This is a genomic window from Cupriavidus sp. 8B (assembly GCF_054589115.1).
Map to the genome: position 1 here is coordinate 1 of NZ_BAAILO010000132.1, position 13,340 is coordinate 13,340.

A 13,340-nucleotide genomic window follows, 5' to 3' on the forward strand; every position below is an offset into this window, starting at 1 on the left:
GCGCATGAAACGTCGTAGGGTGTGGGGTTCTCAGATCAACGCTTCAGCCACTCGAAGCGCTGACTTCGGTCGGAGGTATTTCAGCGGCCTGCTAAGGGAAGCAGCCGGCGCAGGCCGGCTGGCGCCCCGCGTTCACCATGACTTCAATGCGATTTCAACGCGATTTCACCGGGCGCCGGCGGCGTCCGACCCAGTTCAGCAGCAGGCCAAGCGCGCACAGCCCGAGCGCGAGCGGCCACGACAGCGCGCCGCCACCGCCCGAGGAGGCGGCTGGCGCAGCGGGCGCCGGCTGGACCACCTGCGTGCCGGCGGCCACTGCAGCATTGGCATCGAGCAGGCCCGCGCCGCATTTGCCGGCATTGGCGGTAGCCGTGCAATAGGTGCCGGCCGGATGGGGCCGTGCCGAACTCTTCAAGGTGGCAAGTACCTGGGCGGGCGTGAGCGCCGGATTGGCGGCGAGCATCAGCGACACCACGCCCGATACCAGCGGCGCGGCAAAGCTGGTGCCTTGCGAGTTGTTGACGTTGTAGTTGCCAAGCGAGGTGGTGCCGTCATTGGACAGGGCCCGGATGAACGACTCCGCCACCGAGCATTTGCCGCCCGACACCTTGGAATTGCCGCAGCCACCGCCCGGCGCGCTCAGCGCAACCTGCGGCCCCACATTGGCATAGCTGGCGTTCTCGCCGTCATTGGCGTGCGCCGTCACGGCCACCACGCCGCTGCAGTCGGCAGGCGCCTCGACCGCGCCGGCGCTGTTGCCCGTGGCGGCGACCACCACCACGCCATTCGCGGCGAGGTCAGTCACGGCTTGCTGCTCGATGCTGGAACAGGTCCCGCCGCCCAGGCTCACGTTGATCACGCGCGCCGGGGTGGGGTTGGCCGGCACATTGGGCACGGACAGGCCGCCGGCCCAGCGCATGCCATCGATCGTGTCGGACAGCAAGGCGCCGCAGCGGCCGGACACGCGCACCGGCTGGATGCGGGCATTCCAGTCGATCCCGGCGATGTTCTGACCGTTGTTGGTGAGCGCGCCCAGTGTCCCGGCTACACGGGTGCCATGCCAGCTATTGTTGGTGGCGGTGGTGGTTGGCGTCGATGTGCCGGGACAGGTGAAGCCGACCGGCACGCCGTCGCCGGCATCGGTGGCATCGCCGTCGCGGCCGTCGCCGTCGTTGGCGATGCTGGCATCGGTAATGAAGTCGTAGCCTTGCACAATGCGGCTGGCCAGATCCGGATGCTTCAAGTAGCCGGTATCGACCACCGCGATCACCAGGCTGCTGCTGCCGCGCGTGCGGTCCCATGCGGGCGGCAGGTTCACGCCACCCACCACTTGGCCGGGGGTGCCCAGGTAGGGCTGGTTGAGCGCGAACTCTGGGTCGTTGGGCACGGTGTCGTGCAGCCGCAGCCAGCGGTCCGGCACTACTTCCGCGATGCGCGGATCCTGGCGCAGCCGGGCGGCGGTGCCTTCCGGGTCGGCGGCATCGCTGCCGGAAACACTCAGCAGCTGCAGGCTGCCGCCCATCTGGCGCTTGACCGAGAGCGCCACGCCAGTGCTCTGGCGCACGCTCAGCATGCGCTCGGACAGGCCGCTGGCGGCAGCGCTGTCGCTCGCGCCGGCGCTGCTGGCGCTCATGCTGGTGGTTGTGCTTGTGCTGCCGTCGCGCCAGCGCACGATAAAGTTGCCGGTGTAGTGCGGCGCGGGGCGCGCGGCGGGGTCGGGGGCCGCGCTGGCCGCGGCGGGGGCGCCCAGCCAGAGGGCGGCGCCCAGCGCCAGCAGCAGGGCTGCATGGCGCGGTGTGCGCCGCGTTTTGCCGGATCGGAATTGACGCTGTGCCTGCATGTCTACGTTCTCCCGTTGAGCCCGCTTCGGACTGACCGCGGTTACAGCATTCAACCTGCAATCTTCAACCTTCAACGTCCAGGCCATGGATTCCGACGACAGCAATCGGGCAGCCGCCGGATTCAGCTCGCCGGCATGTCGCGGCCGATGGGCTGGGTGCGATTCGGCTTGAGCACGCGGTCAGGCTCGGCCAGCTCGATGCGAGCGGCGCCGCGCAGCGTGGCGACCGCCTGGTCGATCGTGGCATCGGCCGACGCGGAGATCGCGGTGACCAGCCAGACGCCGCCCGACATGGGCCGCTTGACGACGAAGCGGATCGGGCCGGCAATCGACGCCAGCAAGCGATCGGCTTCTTCGGACACGGTGACGGGCGGCGCGGAGAAACGCACCATGATATCGCCTACGGCGCGATCGGCGCTGATGCTGTTGAGCGGCGGCGCCGACGGGCGCTGTTGCGCCTGGCAAGCGGTCAGGGCTAGCAGGGCCAGCAGGCCGCAGGCGGCGGTGATCCGCAGCGGGCGAGCCAGTGAGCGGGAGTGCGGCTGTTTGCCGAGTGACATGGGGAAACTCCTGAATGGTTACTGGCCAGGGCGCGGGCAATCAGCCTGCGCTGCGCCGCGAACGGCGCGCTTCCCGGGCCGTGCCGGTGGTGCCGCGCAGGCCTTGCGCGAGCATCTCCTCGGCGTGTTGCACTGTGGTGGCCGTCACGGTGGTCCCACCCAGCATGCGTGCGGTTTCGACCACGCGGCCAGCGGCGTCGAGGGCGCGGATGCGCGAGCGGGTGACCGAGCCGTTGCCGTCGGGCTGGCTGGTCTCCTTGCTGACCAGCAGGTGGGCGCCGGCCTGGGCGGCCACCTGGGGCAGGTGGGTCACGCACAGCACCTGGCGAGCGCGGCCGAGTTCCTGCAGGCGGCGGCCCACCACCTCGGCCACCGCGCCGCCGATGCCGGTGTCGACCTCGTCGAAGATCAGGGTCGGGGTGGGCGCGGCCTCGCTGGTAATGACGGAAATCGCCAGGCTGATCCGAGCCAGCTCGCCGCCCGACGCCACTTTGGCCAGGGGGCGCGCGCTGACGCCGGCATGGCCTGCCACCAGGAACTCGACTTGTTCCAGTCCATGGCTTTGCCCTTCGTCGAGCGGGTGCAGCGCCACCGCGAAACTGCCGCCCGCCATGGACAGGCCCTGCATGGCATCCGTCACGGCGGCCGACAGGCTTTCGGCCGCCATCTTGCGGGCGGCGCCGAGGTGCTGGGCGATGGTGAGGTAGGCGGCGCGGGCCGCGGCCTCGCGCGCCATCGCCTTGTTCAGGTCCTGGGCGGACTGGAGATCGTCCAGTTGCTGGCGGCGCGCCATCAGTTCGTCCGGCAACTGCTCCGGCGGCATCCGGTACTTGCGCGCGGTGGTGTGCAGCGCCTGCATGCGCGCCTCCACCACCTGCAAGCGTTCGGGGTCCAGGTCGATCCGGTCGACGTAGCGGTTGAGCGAGTGCGCGGCCTCCTCGACCTGGACCAGCGCGGGGTCCAGCGCCGCCAGGACGTCACCCAGCGCGGGGTCGACGTCAGCCATCTGGCGCAGGCGCTGCACCACGCTGTTGAGCCCCGACAGCACCGAGCCATCGGCCTCGGACAGCGCCTCCAGCGCGGCGCGGCTGCCCTCGATCAGCCCGGCGGCGTGCGACAGCCGGTTGTACTCGGCCTGGATGTCTTCCCATTCGCCGGGTTGGGGTGCCAGCTTCTCGAGCTCGCCGACCTGCCATTCGAGCCGCTCGCGTTCCAGCTGCATCTCGCGCGAGCGGTGCTCGACGGTTTCGCGCTGGCGCACGCACGCGCGCCACGAGCGCCAGGCTTCGGCCACCGCGCCGGCCTGCGCGGTGAGCCCGGCATGGGCATCGAGCAGCAGGCGCTGGGCGTCGGGGCGCAGCAGCAACTGATGGGCATGCTGGCCGTGGATATCGACCAGGCGGTCGCCGATGTCGCGCAACTGGCCCAGCGTGGCGGCGCCGCCGTTGATAAAGGCCTTGCTGCGCCCGCTGGCGTCGACGGTACGGCGCAGCAGCACCGTGCCTTCGTCGCCGGTGAGGTCATGTTCGGCCAGCCACGCGTCGAGCCCGGCCGGGGTGGAGAAGGTGGCGCTGATGCCGGCCCGGGCGGCGCCTTCGCGGACCACGCCGGCGTCGGCGCGCTCACCCAGCACCAGGGCCAGCGCATCGATCAGGATCGATTTGCCGGCGCCGGTCTCGCCGGTGAAGACGGTGAAGCCCGGGGAGAAGTCGAGGTCGAGCGTATCGACGATGACGAAATCGCGGATGGACAGGCTGCGCAGCATCGTGGTCGACTGGTCGGGGCTGGGTGATGTCAGGTGGCGGATCTGGGCCGGTTCGGTGCGGATCAGAGCCGGTTGTCTTCGCTCGGGTACTCGTGCCAGTGCAGCTTCTTGCGCAGCGTGGCGTAATAGTTGTAGCCGATCGGGTGCAGCAGGTTGACGGTCTTGGCCGAGCGCCGCACCACGATGCGGTCGCCCGGCAGCAACGAGGTCAGCGACTGCATGTCGAAGTTCACGCTGGCGTCGCGCGCCGTGGCGACCTCGATCGACACCTCGGCATCGTGCGGCAGGACGATCGGGCGGTTGGACAGCGCATGCGGGGCAATCGGCACCAGCACCAGCCCCGACAAGGTAGGGTGCAGGATCGGGCCGCCTGCCGACAGCGCATAGGCGGTCGAGCCGGTCGGCGTGGAGACGATCAGGCCGTCGGAGCGCTGGTTGTACATGAAGTGGCCGTCCACCGACACCGCCAGCTCGACCATGCCGGAAATGCCGGAACGGTTGACCACGACGTCGTTGAAGGCCAGCGCGGAGAAGATCACGCCATCGTCGCGCACCACCTGGGACTCCAGCAGCATGCGGGTCTCGGACTCGTAGCGGCCCGCCAGCATGTCCGGGAGCACCGAGTGCACGTCCTCCAACGGGATGTCGGTCATGAAGCCGAGGCGCCCATGGTTCACGCCGATCAGCGGCACCGGGTAGCCGGCCAGCTGGCGCGCCAGGCCCAGCAGGGTGCCGTCGCCGCCGAGCACCACCGCCACATCGGCATGCTTGCCGATTTCGTTGGGCGCCAGCGCCGGATAGTCGGTCAGCCCGGTGGCCAGGGCGGTTTCGCGCTCGAACACCACATCCTGGCCGTTCCTGAGGATACAGGCGGCCAGCTCTTCCAGCGGGCCCTCGATGCCGGCAGTGGCGTACCTGCCGATCAGGGCGACGGTGCGAAATGGGGCGCGCGCGGCGCCGGGCTTGGGGAGCGAAGACATGCCGGGATTAGACCATACCGCCGTGACCATTGTCAGCAGGAGGGCGCTCGCCGCCGGGCCGGATCGCGGATGAGCCGCCCGAATGGTGAAAACTTGCGTAAAATCAGGAACATCATGGATGAACGTGCGAAAACGCTTCTCAAAACCCTCATCGAGCGCTACATCGCCGAGGGGCTGCCCGTGGGCTCTCGAACCTTGTCGAAGTACTCGGGGCTCGACCTGTCTCCGGCGACCATCCGCAATGTGATGTCCGACCTGGAGGAAATGGGGTTCATTACCAGCCCGCATACCTCGGCCGGGCGTATCCCCACGCCGCGTGGCTATCGGCTGTTCGTCGATACCATGCTGACCGCCCAGCCGCTGGACGGCGCGCTCAACCTGGCCGAGCTGACCGGCAAGATCCGGGGCCAGCTGCAGGGCCAGCAGCTCGGGCCGCAGCGGATGATCACCTCGGCGGCGCACACCTTGTCCAACCTGTCGCAGTTCGCCGGCGTGGTGATGACGCCACGGCGCGCCCAGGCGTTCCGCCAGGTCGAATTCATGCGGCTGTCGGACAAGCGCATCCTGCTGATCATCGTCACCCCCGAGGGCGACGTGCAGAACCGCATCATCCAGACCGAGCTGCCGTACACCCCGTCCCAGCTGGTCGAAGCCGCCAATTTCATCAACTCGCACTTTGCCGGCATGAGTTTCGACAACGTGCGCAACCACCTGCGCGGCGAACTGCAGGCGCTGCGCATGGATATGTCGCAGCTGATGCAGGCGGCGGTGGAGGCGGGCAGCAGCGCCATGGCCGAGGGGGACGACGATCACGTCTTCATTTCGGGCGAGCGCAAGCTGCTGGAGGTGGAGGACCTGTCCTCTAGCATGGAAAAGCTGCGCCGCCTGTTCGACGTGTTCGAGCACAAGACCGGCCTGCTCAAGCTGCTCGATGTCTCCAGCCACGCCCAGGGCGTGCAGATCTTCATCGGCGGCGAGAGCAAGCTGGTGCCGCTGGAAGACATGGCGGTCATTACCGCGCCCTACGAAGTCGACGGCCAGATCGTCGGCACGCTCGGGGTGATCGGGCCGACCCGCATGGCCTACGAACGGGTCATTCCGATCGTCGACATCACCGCGCGCCTGTTGTCCAGCGCGCTCAGCCAGAACTAGTGTTGGCCTGGCCCGGTCTCACAGACTGCCTGTTCCCCAGATCCTGTAAGCTCGGCGAGCCCTGGCTGGCGCGCGCCTTGTGCCCGCGCCGCCCCGCCACACCGGAAATTACATGACGTTTACTCCCGAACCGGCCTACCAGCATGGCCAGGCGCCGCGCACGGCCATCCTGCTGATCAACCTTGGCACGCCGGATGCGCCAACGCCGAAGGCGGTCGGCAGCTACCTCAAGCAGTTCCTGTCCGACCCGCGTGTGGTGGAGATCCCGCGCGCGGCCTGGCTGCCGCTGCTGTACGGCATCATCGTGCCACTGCGCTCGCGCGCCTCGGCGATGAAGTACGAGTCGATCTGGCTGCGCGAGGCCCATATGACGGGTTCCCCGCTGCTGGTGCACACCGAGCGCCAGGCACACGCCCTGCAGCTGCTGCTGAACCAGCAAGGCCATGAGGTGACCGTGGCGTGCGCCATGCGCTACGGCAATCCGTCGATCGGCTCGGTGCTGGAAGCGTTGCGCCGCCAGGGGACCGAGCGCATCTTGCTGCTGCCGCTGTACCCGCAGTACTCCGGCACCACCACGGCGACGGGCTTCGACGAGGTGTTCCGGGTACTCAAGCAGTGGCGAAACCAGCCGGAGCTGCGGCTGGTCAAGCATTTCCACGACCATCCGGCGTACATTGCCGCCTTGCACCAGCAGGTGGGGGCATACTGGGCGCAGCATGGCACGCCGGATTTCGCGCGGGGCGACAAGCTGATCCTGTCGTTCCACGGCGTGCCGCGCCGCACGCTGGAACTCGGCGATCCCTATCATTGCGAGTGCCTCAAGACCGGGCGCCTGCTGGGCGAGGCACTGGGCCTGCAGCCTGGGCAGTACCAGGTCACTTTCCAGTCGCGCTTTGGCAAGGCGGAGTGGCTGCAGCCCTATACCGCGCCCACCTTGCAGGAACTTGGCAAGGTCGGCACCGGGCGGGTCGACGTGTTTTGTCCGGGCTTTCCGGCCGATTGCCTTGAGACACTGGAGGAGATCGCGATGGAAGGGCGCTCCGAGTTCCAAGTGGCAGGCGGCAAGGTGTTCCACTACATTCCTTGCCTCAACGATTCGGAAAGCTGGATTGCCGGGCTGGCGGAGATCGGCTTACAGCACTTGCAGGGCTGGCCGCTGCGGCTGCCGCATCCGCATGAGCTGGAGGCCCGCCGCACGCAAGCGCAGACGCGCGGCGCCGCGGCATGAGCGTGGCGCTGCTCAACGCATGGAGGTGACGACATGAGTGTATCTTTCGAGGCCGATGCCCGCCTGCGCATCGATAAATGGCTATGGTGCGCGCGCTTCTTCAAGACCCGCTCGCTGGCCGCCGAGGCGGTGGAGCGTGGCAAGGTGCAGGTCAACGGCCAGGCGTGCAAGAATTCGCGCGAGGTGAAGCCGGGCGACACCGTCGTCCTGGAGGCGCACCAGCAACGCTGGGAAATCGTGGTGAAAGGGATTGCGGGGCTGCGCGGCCCGGCTGCGGTAGCCCAGACGCTCTATGCGGAAACCGAGGCCAGCGAGGCGCGCCGGCGGCAGGATGCCGAGAATCGGCGCCTTAACGTGGAGCCTGCATCGAAGCTGCAGGGGCGCCCGACCAAGCGTGACCGTCGGCAGATCGACGGGGTCAGAGGGTGAGGCGGACGGCCGCACGTGCAGTCGCCCGCAATCACCCGGCTGGGTCAGCGAACGTAGGGAACGATGTAATGCTTGAATACAGCCTTGCCGCTGCCGTATTCGGTGTCTCGTGGCGTGAAGGCGCCGGAGAGGCAGATGAAGGCTGTCATCACCGATAATGCGGCGAGAAGGAAGACCGTCAGAACAGGCAGCTTATGCATGGCTAACCTTTCGAGAGTGGCCCCACTTGAGTTGCATCTTCGACCCCGTTATTTTTGTCATTTTTATACGGTTTCATCTTAGGGTGTGCGCTGTTGCAAAGCAATATGACCCCTATTTCCGCGCACCCCCATTTGTAACCTTGTGTTTCAGTGCACCGTCGCTGTGCGCTCTTGAAAATTGAGGGCCTGCCACCAACTGCAGGCTACATTTGCTGATTGACCACCCGGCGGCCTGCGCCAGGCAGGCCGCGTCTTTGTTTTGATACGGATCGACATGGAAGAACAGAAGCAGACGCCATCCACCACGCCGCCGCTCACGCCAGCCAGCGAGGAGCTGAACACCGCCCCGGCCGGCCAGGCCGAGAACGCCGCCGCGGCGGACGTGGCGGCCCAGTTGGCCGCGCTTGAAGCCAAGGCCAAGGAGAACTACGACATGTTCCTGCGGGCTACCGCGGAGGGCGAGAACATCCGCCGCCGCGCCCAGGAGGACGTCGCCAAGGCCCATAAATTCGCCATTGAGACCTTTGCCGACTACCTGCTGCCCGTGATGGACAGCCTGCAGGCGGCGCTGGCCGACGGGTCGGGCGATATCGCCAAGCTGCGCGAAGGGGTCGAACTGACCGCCCGCCAGCTCGTAAGCGCTTTCGAGAAGGGCAAGATCGTCGAGCTGAACCCGGTTGGCGAGAAGTTCGATCCGCACCGTCACCAGGCCATTTCGATGGTGCCGGCGCCGCAGGAGCCGAACACCGTGGTCACGGTGCTGCAGCGCGGCTACACGATTGCTGATCGCGTGCTGCGCCCGGCGCTGGTCACGGTGTCCGCGCCCAAGTAAGCGCAACCCTCTTTGCTGTCCGCCCGGCGGGCTGGCACAAGCAACGCCCGGTGCCGCTGGCCCGGGCGTTTTCCATTGCTGGAGACGTCTATGTCCACAAAGCCAGACAACCCCGCCATGCCTGGCACCGCCGTGGATCCGGCGGCGCACCTGGACCACCGCGCCTTCGACGCGTTCGGCATGCGCGAGGTAGATGGCGCCGACATCGATGGCGCCATCGCCGCTGCCGGCGATGCGCTGGTCTGTGTGTTTTTCTGGGGGGTGGACTGCTTCAATTGCGAGATGGCGAAAAAAGCCATGCTGGCCAATCCGGCGCCGGTGCGGGCGCTGGAGCTGCACTGGCTGCACGCCAACGTCTATGCGCACCCGGAGCTGGGCAAGCGCTTCGGCCTGCACGGCATCCCGGTCTTCATGTTCTTCCACAAGGGCAAGAAGCTGGGGCGGGCCACCGGCTGGCATGGGCAGGGCCAGTTTGCCGCGGCGGTGGCCAACGCGCGTCTGAAGGCTAGCGGCAAGCCGCTGGCCGGTTAGGCGGGTCAGCGCGACAGCGCGTATCCCAGCCGGAATTGCCAAGGCAGCTTGTGATTGTAGTCCAGCAAGCTCTCGCCATAGCCGACGAAATAGCCTGCGATCAGGTAACCCGCCGTGCCGGGGATCAGCCTGGCCAGCGGATACGTCACCGACGCATCGACGCTGCCGTAGTACTTCTGCGTGCCTTTGCGCAGGGTGGTGGCGAACTCCCATGAGTCCGGCTTGCCGTAGGCCAGCTTCAGGTCCATGTAGCCCCGGTAGCTGGCAATGTCCGAGTTGTCGTTCTTCTCGATGTAGTAGTACAGCTTGGGCGAGACGCTCCAGTGCCAGTTGGTCATGTCCCCCAGATAAAACGTGGGTTTGACGAACACCGTATTGATGCTGCGCGACTGGTCGCCGTCGCGGCCATTCGACTCATGCTCCAGGCCGGCGGCGAGCGAGAGCCGGCTGATCACGCGGTTCTGCACCCCGGTGTCGGACAGGTAATAGAACAGGCTCGGCCGGTAGTTGGTGTCGCGGAACGGCCGCGAGTCGCTCGACAAATCCCACAGCGAAAACTGCGTGTAGCCGAAGTACAGGTTCTCAAGCAAGCCGCGCGAAGCCGGGTTCTCGCCCTGGTAGATGCGGAACTTGAAGCTGAACTGGAACTTGGCGTTGGCCCCGTCATGCGCCCCGGCCATGAAGTACATCGGGTCGTTGAAGGTCAGCCGCCCCTGGTCTTGCAGGTCTGGCTGGATGGGGGCCGCCTGGCTGGCGGCTGCTACCGGGATGACAGGCACAACCGGCGCAGCCTGGGGGCTGCCTTCGACACTTGTTGCGGGTGCCGGGGTTGCCGCGACCTGGGCCGATGGCGGGTCGTCGGCGCGCGGGGCGCGGTTGAGCGTGACCAGCACAGGCGCGGCGTCGATGTCCACGGGATCCAGCCGCACCACGCCACGCAGGTTGGGCGGCAATGCCGCGCTGTACGCGACGGTGCGGTGCTCGCCCTTGCGCAATTTGATCGTGGCGGGACCCGCGGTGACGCGTTGCATGCTGAGCCTGACGGGGGCCTGCAGATCGGCCGAAGCCGTGACGTCGATCGCCTGGGGGACGAGGAAGCTACGGTTCGCGCCGTCGGCGCTCAACAACAAGGTCAGGGTCAGGGGCTTGGTGCCGTCGACCACCTTTGGTGGCTGCAGCAGTGCCACGGCAGCGTGGCTAGATAGCGGCCAGGCGGCCAGGAGGGCGAGCGCCAGCAGGAGAGCGCGGGGCTTGGCCGCGGCGCGGCAGATCTCGGGCTTGAGCGTGCTGGGCAGCATGGGATAAGGGCAGCGCAGCCTCGCGAAGAGGTGATGCGCGCGCGGCAGGATATTGCGACGCGGTACAGCCTATCACGTGACTATCACGCCATGCGCCGGAATTTTGTGATGATTTGTACCCAGCTCCGATGGGTCCGGGACGTCACCTAGCGGGTAGCGCGGCGCTGGATCGAGGCGATGTATTGCTCGCCATCCGGTGGCATGCCGGTGCGCTGTGCCTGCCAAAGCATTTCGCCGAGGCATTCCATGACCTGATGCTGCGCCTCGTGCGGTGAGTCCAGGCGCTGCGCCAGGGATTCGTAGGCGCGGCGGATGCCCGGGGGCTGGTCGATGGATACCTGCTCGGAGATCGACAGGTGCATGGCCAGGTGCAGGAAGGGATTGGTCTGGCCGCCTTCAGGCGTGTAATCCTGAGTCAGCGCGCCTTCCGTGTCGGTGAGCAGGCTGTGATACTCGGGATGCTCGCCGATCCAGTCGACCGCAATGACTTCGAGGGGGGTGAGGACGCTGCCTGCGCGTTGCTTCTGCCAGGCTTCGCAGAAAAAACGGCGGACTTCTTCGCGGGAGGGATTGAACATGATGCCCGCTATTGTAAACGAGCTCATCCACTGCTGCAGCGCAGCGCAAGTCCGCCGCCCGCAAGCTGACCGAATCGGCCTGCCAGCCACTAGAATGCGGCGTTGCCCGGCGTCGCCGGTCCATTTCCTTCCCGCGCGCCGCCATGTCCGCTTCCCGCTCCTCCTCCGCCAGTGTCCGGCCGCCCCTGCGTCATGCCCGTGAGCAGCTCGCGGGCGTGTTGCTGATCGCCCTGTCGGCCAGCGCCTTTGGCGCCATGGCAATCTTCGCGCGCTTTGCCTACGACGCGGGTGCCGATGTCTACGGCCTGCTGGCGGTGCGTTTCGTACTGGCCGCGGGCGCGCTGGCGTTCGCGATGCGCCTGCGTGGCGTTAGCCTGCCGGGCTGGCGCAAGGTGCTGGCGCTGGCCGCCATGGGCGGCATCGGCTATGTCGGTCAGTCGTTCTGCTTTTTCACCGCGCTCAATCATGCCCAGGCCAGCCTGGTGGCCTTGCTGCTTTACCTGTACCCGCTCTTTGTCACCATCCTCGCCGCCGTTTTCCTCAAGGAACGGCTGGGCACGGCATCCGTGATCGCGCTTGTGCTGTGCTCGGTCGGGGCGGGGCTCACGGTGGGCGGTGGCCAGGGCTCGGCGCTGGGCATCGGGCTTGGGCTGGCCTCGGCCGCGATCTACTCGGTCTACATCATCGTGGGCGCGCGCGTGACGGCGGGTGTCAATCCTCTGGCCACCACCACCGTGGTGTGCAGTGCGGCGGCGGTGGTCTACGTCGTGGTGGGGATGTTGCGCGCGGGCGCCGGCGTGCCCCCGCAGTTCCCGCAGAGCGTCGCGGGCTGGCTGGCGATGCTGGCGATCGCGCTGCTGTCCACGGTCCTGGCGATCCTGACCTTCTTTGCCGGCTTGCAACGGCTTGGCGCGGCGCGGGCTTCGATGTTGTCCACATTGGAGCCGGTGGTAACAGTGATCTTGGCGGCGCTTTTGCTGGGGGAGCATGTGGGGCTGACGCAGGCGCTTGGCGGTGGCTTGATCCTGGCGGGCGTGCTTTGGCTGACCCGCAAGGGTTCTGGCGCGCAGGATGTGCAACAGAATTGAATCCCTTGCTCAAAATCGCTAGTGGGGCGGGGCGGCGTCTTAGATACAATCCGGCTCTTACTTCTTGTTCAGGAACCGACCGCATGAAACCGATCGACCAGGTTGCAATCGCCCAGCTGTTCACCGAAGCGCGTACCCACAACGTGTGGCAAGACCGTCAAGTGGACGATGCCGTGCTTCACCAGATCTATGACGCGATGAAGTTTGGCCCGACGGCCGCCAACGGTTCGCCGGCGCGCATCGTCTTCGTCAAGAGCGTGGCGGAAAAGGCTCGCCTGGTAGAGTGCGTGTCGGCAGGCAACGTCGAGAAGACCCGCTCGGCACCGGTCACCGCCATCGTCGCCTTCGACAACGCCTTCCACGATCAGTTGCCCAAGCTGTTCCCGCACGCCGATGCGCGTTCGTGGTACGCCGGCCAGCCGGAAAAGATCGCCCGCGACGCACTGATGAACAGCTCGCTGCAAGGCGGCTATTTCATCCTGGCCGCGCGCGCCCTTGGCCTGGATTGCGGCCCGATGGCCGGTTTCGATGCCGCCAAGGTCAATGCTGCCTTCTTCGCCGACGGCAAGTGGTCGGTCAATTTCCTGGTGAACCTGGGCTATGGCGAGGCTGACAAGCTGTTCCCGCGCAGCCCGCGGCTGTCGTTCGACGAAGCCTGCCGCATTGTTTGAGCGCAAGCGCCGGCAGATAAAAAAAGACCCGCCAATGCGCGGGTCTCAGGCTGCTGACAGAGGTGCAAATTCAACTGCTTAACGTCAAAAGCTCAACGGCTTAAAGTCAAAGGCAGTTTCACCTCCCCTGCGGGGAGGCGACCTACTTTCTTGTCTCGCCAAGAAAGTAGGCAAAGAAGGCGACCCGG

14 protein-coding genes are annotated in these 13,340 nt (G+C 66.8%); 7 read left to right on the forward strand and 7 right to left on the reverse strand.

Annotated features, from left to right (window positions below; all coding sequences use genetic code 11):
* Window positions 1-154 precede the first annotated feature (154 nt).
* The 4 genes from ACYP5B_RS14195 to ACYP5B_RS14210 form a co-directional block, all read right to left on the reverse strand.
* Complete coding sequence (locus tag ACYP5B_RS14195) at window positions 155-1,840, reverse strand: S8 family peptidase (protein WP_459570141.1); 1,686 nt, start codon at window positions 1,838-1,840, stop codon at window positions 155-157.
* A 122-nt stretch (window positions 1,841-1,962) separates the two neighbouring features.
* The gene (locus tag ACYP5B_RS14200; protein ID WP_459570142.1) at window positions 1,963-2,400 is read right to left on the reverse strand and encodes a hypothetical protein; all 438 of its coding nucleotides are present in this window, start codon (window positions 2,398-2,400) and stop codon (window positions 1,963-1,965) included.
* Between the two features lie 40 nt (window positions 2,401-2,440).
* Window positions 2,441-4,165 carry a DNA repair protein RecN gene (gene recN / locus ACYP5B_RS14205; RefSeq protein WP_400096650.1) on the reverse strand — a complete coding sequence of 575 codons (1,725 nt, stop codon included), beginning with the start codon at window positions 4,163-4,165 and terminating at the stop codon, window positions 2,441-2,443.
* 62 nt (window positions 4,166-4,227) lie between these two features.
* The gene (locus tag ACYP5B_RS14210; protein WP_267606075.1) at window positions 4,228-5,145 is read right to left on the reverse strand and encodes an NAD kinase; all 918 of its coding nucleotides are present in this window, start codon (window positions 5,143-5,145) and stop codon (window positions 4,228-4,230) included.
* 114 nt (window positions 5,146-5,259) lie between these two features.
* Here ACYP5B_RS14210 and hrcA point away from each other — a divergent pair, with 114 nt between their 5' ends.
* The 3 genes from hrcA to ACYP5B_RS14225 all read left to right on the forward strand — a co-directional run bounded on the left by hrcA (window position 5,260) and on the right by ACYP5B_RS14225 (window position 7,954).
* Window positions 5,260-6,297, forward strand: coding sequence for a heat-inducible transcriptional repressor HrcA (gene hrcA / locus ACYP5B_RS14215; protein ID WP_267606076.1), 1,038 nt, complete (start codon window positions 5,260-5,262; stop codon window positions 6,295-6,297).
* A gap of 112 nt (window positions 6,298-6,409) precedes the next feature.
* Window positions 6,410-7,525: a ferrochelatase gene (gene hemH, locus ACYP5B_RS14220; protein WP_318236691.1), complete on the forward strand. Its 1,116-nt coding sequence runs from the start codon at window positions 6,410-6,412 to the stop codon at window positions 7,523-7,525.
* A gap of 33 nt (window positions 7,526-7,558) precedes the next feature.
* Window positions 7,559-7,954: an RNA-binding S4 domain-containing protein gene (locus ACYP5B_RS14225; RefSeq protein WP_400096648.1), complete on the forward strand. Its 396-nt coding sequence runs from the start codon at window positions 7,559-7,561 to the stop codon at window positions 7,952-7,954.
* 44 nt (window positions 7,955-7,998) lie between these two features.
* On the opposite strand, the gene ACYP5B_RS14230 is transcribed toward ACYP5B_RS14225, so the two are convergent.
* Window positions 7,999-8,154, reverse strand: a complete 156-nt coding sequence (locus ACYP5B_RS14230) for a hypothetical protein (RefSeq protein WP_267606080.1) — start codon at window positions 8,152-8,154, stop codon at window positions 7,999-8,001.
* Between the two features lie 274 nt (window positions 8,155-8,428).
* Between ACYP5B_RS14230 and grpE the strand changes: the two genes are divergently transcribed.
* Together grpE and ACYP5B_RS14240 are read left to right on the forward strand one after the other, a co-directional pair.
* Entirely contained in the window at window positions 8,429-8,986 is a 558-nt protein-coding gene (grpE, locus tag ACYP5B_RS14235) for a nucleotide exchange factor GrpE (RefSeq protein WP_267606081.1), read from the forward strand.
* Window positions 8,987-9,076: 90 nt separating this feature from the next.
* Complete coding sequence (locus ACYP5B_RS14240) at window positions 9,077-9,517, forward strand: thioredoxin family protein (protein ID WP_318236693.1); 441 nt, start codon at window positions 9,077-9,079, stop codon at window positions 9,515-9,517.
* Window positions 9,518-9,522: 5 nt separating this feature from the next.
* On the opposite strand, the gene ACYP5B_RS14245 is transcribed toward ACYP5B_RS14240, so the two are convergent.
* Both ACYP5B_RS14245 and ACYP5B_RS14250 read right to left on the reverse strand, forming a co-directional pair.
* Window positions 9,523-10,815, reverse strand: a complete 1,293-nt coding sequence (locus ACYP5B_RS14245; protein ID WP_459570143.1) for a phospholipase A — start codon at window positions 10,813-10,815, stop codon at window positions 9,523-9,525.
* 146 nt (window positions 10,816-10,961) lie between these two features.
* Window positions 10,962-11,393 (reverse strand): DUF1841 family protein, encoded by a 432-nt coding sequence (locus ACYP5B_RS14250; RefSeq protein WP_043351469.1) that lies wholly within the window; start codon window positions 11,391-11,393, stop codon window positions 10,962-10,964.
* 143 nt (window positions 11,394-11,536) lie between these two features.
* On the opposite strand from ACYP5B_RS14250, the gene ACYP5B_RS14255 reads away from it, so the two are divergent.
* Together ACYP5B_RS14255 and ACYP5B_RS14260 are read left to right on the forward strand one after the other, a co-directional pair.
* Window positions 11,537-12,481 (forward strand): DMT family transporter, encoded by a 945-nt coding sequence (locus ACYP5B_RS14255; RefSeq protein WP_459570144.1) that lies wholly within the window; start codon window positions 11,537-11,539, stop codon window positions 12,479-12,481.
* An 83-nt stretch (window positions 12,482-12,564) separates the two neighbouring features.
* Window positions 12,565-13,152, forward strand: coding sequence for a malonic semialdehyde reductase (locus ACYP5B_RS14260; protein ID WP_267606085.1), 588 nt, complete (start codon window positions 12,565-12,567; stop codon window positions 13,150-13,152).
* The last annotated feature ends 188 nt before the right edge of the window (window positions 13,153-13,340 follow it).